Below are 10701 nucleotides of genomic sequence, written 5' to 3'. Positions count from 1 at the left end.
ACTCATTACTCCTACAACAGTTTTGTGGTCTACTCAACTGAAAAGCGCTGTAAGCGTCGATCCTTTATTAGAGGAGAGGTAATTGTTAATTGCTGAAGAAATTTTTATATTATCTTGCTATCTTTACTCTTGACGATAACTTATAGAATTTTCCCTATTTCAACTAACGATCAAAATTTTGATCATTCTATGCTATGGTGTACTTCTAAGTATATCTCTGCTACTGCATTATCTAATTTTATGTATAAAATAATACTTTGCTGTTGAATATAAAAGTTAATAATTAAGCATCTATAAACTAAAATTCACGAAGATTATAATCTATTTTACCTATCAATAAATACACTAATTTAACTTGCTAATTTTAAGTATAAAAAGTTTTTTTGTTATCAGAGAAAAATCTCCTAAAAGCAACTCAAAATCTGACATGACGTACTAATTTTCTAGCAGTCATCAATCTCACCTTAACCAGGAAAATTGACCATAATATATTGCCATGAAGACCTATATCTGATAAAGTCTAATAAGTGAACAGTAACTATAATCTAAAATCAAAACCTTTAATATTAACTCTCTACAAAAAAACTCCAAAATATACCAAAGAATGACTGAACTTAACTCAGTAGAGGAAGAAGAGCTAGCAACTTGGCGATCGCCCCTAGCCAGAGCCATATATAAAAACCAAAGCCTTACCTATGCTCGTTATCTCCAGTTAGCAACAGTCACTCTCGAAGGAAAACCGACAAATCGTACTGTTGTATTCCGAGGTTTTTTAGAACAAACTAATCAGCTAAAATTCATCACTGACAGTCGTAGCCAAAAAGTAGAGCAAATAGAAAAAAATCCTTGGGGAGAAGTCTGTTGGTACTTTCCCAAAACCAGAGAACAATTTCGCCTCAGTGGCAAACTTACCCTAGTCAAAGCCAATAATCCTCATCCCAAACTTACTAAAGCTAGACAAACTACATGGCAAGAAATTTCAGACAATGCCAGACAGCAATTTACCTGGCCAAATCCAGTAGAAAGTAAAGTAGAAGCCAGTGCTTTTGAATTACCTCCACCTAATTTAGCCAATCCCCTATTTAACTTTTGCCTATTATTGCTATACCCTACAAAAGTCGAGCATTTAGAACTAAGAGGAGAGCCACAAAATCGCTGGCTTTATCAAATTGATAACCATAAAACTTGGTTTACTCAAGCCATTAATCCTTGACATCTTTAAAAGAACTAAACCCTGTGGTTATTATGTCGTGAAAAATCAAATATCAAATACAGCCTTTAGTTCCCATCTAAGTTTAAGTGTAGAGTTACTTCATTTTTGTGGTGGGCTAACCACAGAATTCAGGGTTTTCAATAACCGGAGATGTCAAAACCTTGAGTAATTTAGTAATAAAGAGGAGGAAAAAAGGTAGGAGAGACTTTTGGTTACTAGAAAATTACTTTTATTAATCAAAAATCTTTTCCTCCTCATTCCAAGCTAACTACAATACCCATTCCTTCAAACAAAATTTGAGCCTATGTATCAATCAGCCCTCCTAAATGTAGGTGAGGAGTTCCTGGTGATGTGGTTAAATTTCTGAGCCATCCAAAAAAGTTTGAATTGCTCGGTCTTGGAAACTATGATCGGGATGACCGAAAGAAGATTGGGCATCAGACTTCACTAAAAGAGATCCTGATAATTTACCTTGTAAACTTTCTAGTTGTTCCTCAAGAGCATCAATTCGATCAACCAAAGCACGAATAACTTGAGCTTCAGAGTCAGGCAAACTACCATGTTCTAAAGGATTTACCTTAACTCCAGAACGATATACAACTCTACCTGGTATTCCCACGACTGTACAATCAGAAGGAACATCCCCAAGCACTACAGAACTGGCACCAATACGAACATTACTACCAATATTAATGTTACCGAGAACCTTTGCCCCTCCACCAATAACCACATTATCTCCTAAAGTAGGATGTCGTTTGCCACTTTCTTTACCAGTACCGCCAAGAGTTACTCCTTGGTAAATCAGGCAATAGTCTCCTATAATAGCAGTTTCCCCAATCACAACACCCATACCGTGGTCAATAAATACACCTTGACCAATAACAGCTCCAGGGTGAATTTCAATCCCGGTCAAAAAACGGCCTATATGAGAAATGAAGCGAGGGAAGAAAGGAAGTTTCAGAGAATACAAACTATGGGCAAGACGATAAAACACTAAAGCCTGAAGACCAGGATAGCAAGTGAGAACTTCCAACCAGTTACGAGCTGCAGGGTCTCTTTCAAAGATAATTCGGAAGTCAGCTAAAAGAGTTTTAAACATAAAAATTTACGATTTTTAATTCAGTATGTCACTTCAGATTATATTTGAATCTGAATCAAATTAGTTGTTTAAATTTGCGTCAAAATACTACTATTATGTCTTGATTTCCGATCAACAAAGTATAGTATTGATATTTAGTTAGTTAAGGATGAGTATCTTGATTTTAGAACCAATTGAATTAATACTATTTTGGCTTCAGTAGAGCATTGAATATGATCCTCGAATCTGAATTAAATTAGTTATTGAAATTTACCTTAAAATACTACTATTATGTCTTTATTTCTGATAACTATGGTATTGATATTTAGTTGGTTCGTGACCAGTGTCTTTATTTTAGAACCAATGGACTTAATACAATGGCTACATATTCCCCGGTGGTTATGTCTATCAGTAATTTTCCTAATTATTTCTTGGTGTTTAGGAGATTAATGGTCAATATTGCTGTAAGTATTCAGCTAGCTTGCGGTTAGCTCTGGTGCTTTTTATAAGTAATTAATTATCCAAAATTAGGTGGTGGTGCATAGTTAATGATAGAAGGAGGTGGGGTGCGAGGTTTTTTTTCACACTCTATGTAGGGAAAAACTTCATAAGTGAAGTATTTAGATGCATGAATAACTTATTTTACTTAAACACGCTAGATTCTACAGGAAATCTGAAGCATTCTTCCCATCACCTCATTTTACTGAAAAACTATTAGACTAGCAGGAGCAGCCAAAATTAATTATAAATACTCTAGGTGCTGAACAGCCTATATTCTTAAAATCACAGGGAAAAAAATTAGGTAATTAATTTTTCCTAGACACTTACCAATTCTATATGAAGTTCGACATAATTTCGACATAATTATGAAATTCATGAATTTATCCATCTTTAAATATAAGGTCATTTCAATTTAGTATTCAGGAGAAGTAATCCTTACGCTATGGGCTTTTACTAATACTTTATAATCGCTCGACCATGATTTAATAACTAATTGCTAATGAAGCAGTTCTGCTGTAATAGGCTAACTAATGATTGAATGCTTAACACAGAGTTACTCCGCTTTTCATAGCGGTGGGACTCCAAAGTGCGAAGTTTTGCCCCAAGAAAACCACCGTTTTTTCTCCTGAAAAAGAAAGGCTTTAAACCTTAATTATTTGATAACTTGTATTACTATTAATCATGGTATTACAGACAGATAATAAAAGATTTTAAATATAGTCATTGTTAATGGAGCTACTCACTCATTAGCTCTGAGTTTTACAAGATTAGACTATTATTTTTTTCTCCCTAACTCTTGGCAATTATTCAATCATTACCTACCCTTTAATAATAACTACTTCATCTAATCAAAATTCAATTGTTAACCTTAAACCTTATTTATAAATCAAGAAATCATGGTGCGCGAATTTTCTTTTTCTTTTGGGTTCCGGAAAATAGAAGAGAATAACCTCTCATATCAGGAACATCGGTCACGCTTAATCTACCGAGCAATTGTCATGATGTTATTGACCACAACTATCATTGGTCTACAAGTAACTCGTCTGGCCCAACTCCAATTAATCCAAGGTAAACACAATAGGGAACGAGCAGAAAAAAACCGCATTCGACCTATTCCAGTTGCCTCTAATCGAGGACTAATCCTAGACCGTTATGGCAAAGCATTTGCATCTAACCGTCTAACCCGTTCCATATACTTATGGCCGAAAGAACAACTTCAAGAGCAATGGAAAATTACCGCAGCTAAACTCAGCCCAATAATTAATATACCAGCTAACAAAATTATTGAAAAAGTAGAAGAGGCCATTACTTCAGGAGAAAGGAATATACATCTTACCTATCAAGTTAGCCCTGATACTTTTATCACTTTACAAGAAAGGGCAGAGGAATTTCCTGGTTTAGAAATTAGAGCTGAATCCACTCGTTATTATCCCCATGGACAATTAGCATCCCATGTCATAGGATACCTTGGGGAAGTTACACCAGCAGAACTAGAAACTAACCACCAATACCAACTAAGAATGATGGTTGGTAGGATAGGAGTTGAAGCTAGTGCTAATGATCAACTCGCAGGAAAATGGGGTCAGCGTCTCATAGAAGTCAATGCCCAAAATCGCGAAATAAGAATCTTTGAAGAAAAAGAACCTCAAGGTGGAAAAACAGTCAAGTTAACCCTCGATCTAGACCTTCAGAAAATAGCAGAAAAAGCTCTGGGTTTTCGCAAAGGAGCAGTAGTTGTTCTAGATGTGAATACAGGGGAAGTTTTAGCAATGGCAAGTTATCCCAGATTTAACCCCAATGTCTTTACAAAACCTGTGGCTGAAGAAAAATGGCGAAGTCTTCATAGTCAAGAGCAGTCATTTGTAAATCGAGCGCTCCAAGGTTATCCTCCAGGTAGCACATTTAAAATAGTTACTTCTGCTGCTGCTATGGGATCTAGCAAATTTTCTCCATACTCAATTATCCAAACTTCTGACTCTATTTATATTGGAGGTATTCGTTTTAAGGAACATAGCGGAGGATATGGCCCTATTGGTTTTAGAACTGCATTAGCTTATAGTAGTAATACCTTTTTTTATAAGTTGGGGATAAGTATTGGTCATACAGAAATAGCTAAATGGGCATATAAACTTGGTTTAGGAGGCAAAAATTTAAACCTTCTGGGTATACCTGCTACATATAATGGTCTGATTCCTACTGAAGAAGATAAACGCCAAATTTATAATGATGCTTGGTATTTAGGTGATACAGTTACTATGGCAATTGGTCAGGGTCTAGTTTTGGCCACACCTTTAGAATTGGCAGTAGCAGCAGCAGCGATCGCTAATGGTGGGAAAGAGGTTAAGCCTCATTTGCTTGCAGATCAAACTAATTCTCCAGAAATCAAACCTATACCTACAGAGTTGAAACCTGAATATGTGAATATGATTAAGGAAGGGATGATTGATGTTGTTGATTATGGTACAGCACGCTCTCTTAATGATGGTACCATTCCACTTACAGGAGGAAAAACAGGTACATCAGAACTAATTGGAAAAAAGTCCCATTCCTTATATGTAGCTTTTGGGCCAGCCGAACAGTCAAAAATAGCGATCGCTGTGATTGTTGAGAATGGTGGTTATGGTTCTGTTTCTGCCGCTCCAGTTGCTAAACAGGTTTTTCAAACTTATTTTCGGAAGTATAGCCAAGCTAAATATAACTAGCTTTTTTGCTAGGAAATAGATCATTTCGGTTATCAGTTGACACCTATTGTTTCTAAAATTGATTGGGGTCAAATTTCCAACCAATTATTCTGTATTTATTAATTGTTGTCTGCTGATATCAAATCAGATACTATTGGTATAATTCATGCCTGCTAGGGTTTTGGCTTGGTGACCAAACCCCTACAACCTACATTCCGTACGACAAAATGTAGTATAAAAAACAGGAGACAGGAGACAATTATAGTGGTCAACAGGAGTAAGTAATTGAGTATTTATGCTTAATATTTTCCTGAGAATTTGACTCCTCAGAAACGTCAATGAATCGGAGCTACATAGTATAAATACCTACCAAGCTGCCGTTTTTATACTACTTTTAATGCTACAACTTGACGTGCGGAATGTGGGCTACAAGTCAATTGTTGCCTCTTTTAGAATTTTATTCTCCCAAAGTAAGCAGATTTGATATAAATCTTTCTTGAATAATTAATAATTATGGTTTGCGCTCAAAAGTCTTATGGTTGAGGGTAGGAGTCAGGAGAAAGTAGACAGGAGGAGTAAGGAATAAGGGAGAAGGCAGTCGGAAGAATTATCCCTCAGTTTCTCTGTCCAAATCTTGCTGTTAATACTAACTTGTTGAGGCTTTTCAACTCAAAGCAAGCGCACTTTTTCCCGACTTAAAAATGCCAAAAGCAATATCAGTAAATACTTTCATTCTTTTGATCCCAAACCCTAATTAAATAATTTAGGTTTAAAGTCTTTATTTTCAAAGAGAAAAAGCGGTGGAAACTGTTCACCCTAACCCACATAAATTAACCATTACCAATGGATAATTGATAATTAATCAATTTAGTTTAAAGCCTTCTATTTCAAGAGAAAAAGCGGTCATTTTGCTGACATATAACTCCGTTTTTCATGTCGGTGATAGCCGTTAGCATTCCGAGAGGAAAGCTTTGCGCCAGTAAAACAAGCGTTATGCGGAGCTCTAAACGCCATATTCAATCTTCCCTCGAGAAAAGAAATTGTGATTTCCTTATCTTCAATTCCGTTACGGTTTTAACCAGAGGTAATTATCCATTATTCATTATCCATTAATGAAGACTGTCTTAATCTTTGTTTGAAACAGTCTCTCAAATCTCCAGTAGGAAAATAAAAAGCTAAGAGATAATTGATATTTGCTAATTGTAATTAGATTACAGCAGTTTTAATTGACATAGAGCACAGAGATTTTTGCTTAAAGGCAGAAGGCATAAATTTTTTATTCAACATTTCTGGAAAATTGCTACAGTTCGATAATTTAATAATTCTGAATTCTAAATTCTAAATTCATAAAAAGAAGTTTTGTAGTCTGCCTTTGTGAAAACTGCTATAAAAGCCATGTTTTTATTTTTGCATTGAAGAAATACCTTTGAACAATAAGATCAATCCGCCAACTAAAATTGTTATCGCTACAGCACCAATCAATAAATCAAGCCAACCAGTATTTTCCATAATTAAATTAAATTTAGGGAATAGGGAATAGGCGAAGAAAAAATCATTTGTCACTTCTAGTTCACCATAACTTTAGGAGTATTAATACTGATACCCCCACGCCTGTAGAGTGATTTTAATCCTTGGCCTTATTCAAGCTTGAAGATTTAGTTTATCAACAAGTTTCTTAATACTTATTCTACAAACAATCTCTAAGAGTATATGTATCATATTTATTTTTTTACCGTCAATACTGAGTTGACTAATAATCATTAAATTTTTATTTAATTTTCTGAGCTTTCTGTCAATTAGAGTGAATCATAGATACCATAGTAATAGTAGTAATAGTATATAGTATTTATAAATTTTTCTTGAATATTATTAAGGAGTACACAATAAATCTGGAGAAGAAGCGGTATAACTTCCTATTAAATATTAAATTTACTAATTTTTTTCTATGAGCTATTGCCTTAACTTACATTGCCAACAACCGGAAAATCCCAACGATGTCGAATTTTGCCAAACTTGCGGTTCAAAGTTGTTACTGCGAGGACATTATCAAGTAGTTAAACCTATTGGCAATGGCAGCTTTGGCAGAACTTTATTAGCAGTGGATTTAGATAGATTTAATACCCCTTGCGTTGTCAAACAATTTTCTCCACAAAAACACAGTTTAGTCTCTACTAATAAAGCATCAGAATTGTTTAAAAGAGAGGCAGAACAATTACTAAAATTAGGTGAACATCCTCAAATTCCTACTTTTTATGCTTATTTTGCAGAAAATGAAAATCTCTACTTGGTACAAGAATTAATTACCGGACAAAACCTCCTACAAGAATTGGAAGCAGAAGGTGCATTTAGTGAGGAAAAAATCTGGAAAATATTATATGAAATATTGCCATTACTAAAATTTATTCACGAAAAGCAAGTAATACATAGAGATATAAAGCCAGAGAATATATTACGAATTAATAGTTTAAATTCACAACTAACTGGAGAAAATCAAAAATATCAATTAGTTTTAATAGATTTTGGTATTTCTAAACTAAATAGTCAAACAGACCCAAATAAAATGGGTACTATGACTGGCACATTAGGATACGCGCCAATAGAACAAATACGGGGAGGTAAAGCATATCCAGCCAGTGACCTTTACAGTTTAGGTATGACTTGTATTCATTTACTAACTCAAGTACCACCTACCCAACTTTTTGATCCATTGAGTGGAGAATTAATTTGGCGATCGCATCTAATTCAAAAAGGGAAAAAAATCAGCGAAAATCTCGAAAAAATATTAGATAAATTAGTCAAAGATTTAGTCAAAGAAAGATATCAATCAGCTACTGAATTACTCATAGAAATTGCTCTGGTTTCCACTAAAAGAGGAAAGGCAAAGCCAGAATATCAAAATACTAATCAAGCAGAAAAAACATCTTTAGGGAAATTACAAATACACAAAAAAAAATCTCATCTGGATGTGATTGTGCAGGCCGAAATAGAGGCATGGAAAAATAACAAAAAATCAGGACAATTAGCAGATTATAAACAAATAGAAATATCTGATAATAATAAGGATATTTACCAACCAATTACGTCAAAATCATCATATAATAATCATCTCAACCATCAATCAGAACTAATAGATAATGTCATAGAATTTGACAGAAAAAAAGCAAATTTACTGCCAGTAAAAACTAAAATCAGAAACTATGTAGAACTCTCTCAGTTATGGAAAACTGTACAAATCATCAAAGATAATACTGCTCCTGTAAACAGCATAGCCATAGACGCCCAAGGTTTTATTTTAGCAAGTGGTAGTGATGACAAAGCAATTAGACTATGGAACCTCAAAACCAGACAACTTTTGCATAAATTTCTAGGTCATAGTGCTGAAGTATATGCAATAGCTATTACTGCTGATGGTAGAAGAGTTATTAGCGCTGGAGATGACAGAACAATATTAGTTTGGAATCTACAGAAAAAAACAATCGCAGATAGATTTTATAGCTATTCAGGTTCTCCTTATAGTCATCGTGATGGTGCTATTTTTTCAGTAGCTATTAGCCCAGATGGTGAAACTGTAGCAAGTGGAAGTGCTGACAATACAATTAAAATTTGGAATCAACGTAATGGAGAATTACTATATAAATTACATGAACATTTAGACAGAGTTTTCTGTGTAACTTATAGCAAAGTCAACAATATTTTTACAGAAAAAAATTATTCTCAGAATCACATTTTTGCTAGTTGTAGTGCTGATGGTTTTATTAAAATTTGGCAGGTAGGTTGTTGTGAAAGTCTGAGAACATTAAGAGCCCATTCTGGGGGTGTTTATTCAGTTGCTTTTAGTTCAGATGGTCAAACTTTAGTTAGTGGGGGTGAAGATAAAACTATTAAGTTGTGGGATGTTTGTACTGGTGAATTATTGAATACTTTAAAAGGTCATTCTCGCGCAGTTTTATCTGTTGCTATTAGTCCGGATAATCAAATTCTTGCTAGTGGAAGTATAGACGGTACGGTTAAGTTATGGAGCTTACAGACTGGGAGGTTATTGGATAGTCTTTGTGGTTATCATCCAGTGCAGTTTAGTCCGGATGGTCAAAGTTTAGTTAGTGGGGGTGAAGGAGGGCGGATTTTGATTTGGAGATTGTAGGAATATTATGTTGGTAAATAAATTAGGATAGGAGATATAGAAATATATTTCCCGTTCCTATATCAACATTTCATTTATGTGGATTTGGATATCTCTTAAAAACTGACTCTTTCAATGATCTAAGATGTTCTAGTTTGTGTTCTAATTCAAACATGAGATTATCACTTTTTTGATTATTGCAACGCCAACAAATTGCTTCTAAGTTATCATAATCAAACATTTTTTCTGGGAAACGTGCTTTATTCAATTTGTGGTCAATAGTAACGTAATGTTGGTGATAGTAAGATGAACCAGCTTGATTTATGTATAGTTTTCCATCAACTGTTTTGTATTCATAACCCCGCTTCTTGGCTTCTTCTTTAGACTGAGTAGAATATTGTCTACCATGCACCATTTTTTGTCCACAATAGGGACACGGTTTTGAACCTTTATTAGCTCTATACATATGTGGAGTTATCAACCCCTCTTTTGGGTCTTTAATACATGGTAATCTTTGATTTCTCTCCCAAATATTTTTGATTTCAGAAGCGTCATATAGTGTATCAAGTCGTTGTTTGATCATTGTATCTATATTCCATTGCTGTTTCGTATGTAGCAAACCGTTTTTTAGTTTTATTAAACATATCTGTTGCTTTTTGTAAAAGTCGATCAATTTTGTCAACTTTCTGTTCTACAACTTCTGCAATATATTCTGTTTCATAGAGTGATTGATTAATCGCACCAATAAGATCGCCTTTATTAAGTTTATGTTCAAACATAGTGATAAGATTGTTATTCACTATATTGACAAAAGACATAAGTATGTCCCATGATTGTTTGACTTGCTCCCATCCTCGATTGAAAAATCCTTTTGTTCGAGCTTCTTTTTGTTGTGAAACTGTCAAAGTTTTGAATTTATCTTTATTTCTTTTTTGCCATTGTTGGTAATTTAAACCTTGAACTATCTTCATTGAAACGACCTCTTTTAAATTACTTCTTTATCAAAAGAATATTCAATTTTCTGCCATACATCAATACCATAGTGCTTGATAATATCAGGACTTACGCAAAGACACTATATATAGCGTATGCCAAATAGAGCGATGTA

General features: G+C 34.3%; 6 protein-coding genes. 3 read left to right on the top strand and 3 right to left on the bottom strand.

Annotation, left to right across the window (positions count from 1 at the left end):
- Nucleotides 1–604: 604 nt before the first annotated feature.
- Nucleotides 605–1213: an Npun_F5749 family FMN-dependent PPOX-type flavoprotein gene (locus ACP6PL_RS11330; protein WP_426545362.1), complete on the top strand. Its 609-nt coding sequence runs from the start codon at nt 605–607 to the stop codon at nt 1211–1213.
- Nucleotides 1214–1568: 355 nt separating this feature from the next.
- On the opposite strand, the gene cysE is transcribed toward ACP6PL_RS11330, so the two are convergent.
- The gene (gene cysE / locus ACP6PL_RS11325) at nt 1569–2312 is read right to left on the bottom strand and encodes a serine O-acetyltransferase (RefSeq protein ID WP_426545361.1); all 744 of its coding nucleotides are present in this window, start codon (nt 2310–2312) and stop codon (nt 1569–1571) included.
- A gap of 1376 nt (nt 2313–3688) precedes the next feature.
- Here cysE and mrdA point away from each other — a divergent pair.
- Both mrdA and ACP6PL_RS11315 read left to right on the top strand, forming a co-directional pair.
- The gene (gene mrdA / locus ACP6PL_RS11320; protein ID WP_426545360.1) at nt 3689–5494 is read left to right on the top strand and encodes a penicillin-binding protein 2; all 1806 of its coding nucleotides are present in this window, start codon (nt 3689–3691) and stop codon (nt 5492–5494) included.
- Nucleotides 5495–7418: 1924 nt separating this feature from the next.
- Complete coding sequence (locus tag ACP6PL_RS11315) at nt 7419–9614, top strand: protein kinase domain-containing protein (RefSeq protein ID WP_426545359.1); 2196 nt, start codon at nt 7419–7421, stop codon at nt 9612–9614.
- A 70-nt stretch (nt 9615–9684) separates the two neighbouring features.
- On the opposite strand, the gene ACP6PL_RS11310 is transcribed toward ACP6PL_RS11315, so the two are convergent.
- Both ACP6PL_RS11310 and ACP6PL_RS11305 read right to left on the bottom strand, forming a co-directional pair.
- A complete protein-coding gene (locus ACP6PL_RS11310; protein ID WP_426545358.1) occupies nt 9685–10176 on the bottom strand; it encodes an HNH endonuclease in 492 nt (163 codons plus the stop codon).
- On the bottom strand, nt 10157–10564 hold the full coding sequence (locus tag ACP6PL_RS11305; protein ID WP_426545357.1) for a hypothetical protein: 408 nt from the start codon (nt 10562–10564) through the stop codon (nt 10157–10159). The genes ACP6PL_RS11310 and ACP6PL_RS11305 overlap by 20 nt, the downstream gene beginning before the upstream one ends.
- Nucleotides 10565–10701 lie beyond the last annotated feature (137 nt).

Origin of the sequence: Dapis purpurea BLCC-M126, from assembly GCF_050015975.1 — a bacterium.
Lineage (GTDB): Bacteria > Cyanobacteriota > Cyanobacteriia > Cyanobacteriales > Microcoleaceae > Trichodesmium.
The sequence above is the reverse complement of the archived record's forward strand: the minus strand, read 5'-3'. Positions and strand labels throughout refer to the sequence as shown.

What these genes read in the sequence shown, in the direction of transcription:
- cysE (WP_426545361.1), bottom strand. Translation starts at nt 2,312, where the DNA reads ATGTTTAAAACTCTTTTAGCTGACTTCCGAATTATCTTTGAAAGAGAC.
- ACP6PL_RS11330 (WP_426545362.1), top strand. Translation starts at nt 605, where the DNA reads ATGACTGAACTTAACTCAGTAGAGGAAGAAGAGCTAGCAACTTGGCGA.
- ACP6PL_RS11315 (WP_426545359.1), top strand. Translation starts at nt 7,419, where the DNA reads ATGAGCTATTGCCTTAACTTACATTGCCAACAACCGGAAAATCCCAAC.
- ACP6PL_RS11305 (WP_426545357.1), bottom strand. Translation starts at nt 10,564, where the DNA reads ATGAAGATAGTTCAAGGTTTAAATTACCAACAATGGCAAAAAAGAAAT.
- ACP6PL_RS11310 (WP_426545358.1), bottom strand. Translation starts at nt 10,176, where the DNA reads ATGATCAAACAACGACTTGATACACTATATGACGCTTCTGAAATCAAA.
- mrdA (WP_426545360.1), top strand. Translation starts at nt 3,689, where the DNA reads ATGGTGCGCGAATTTTCTTTTTCTTTTGGGTTCCGGAAAATAGAAGAG.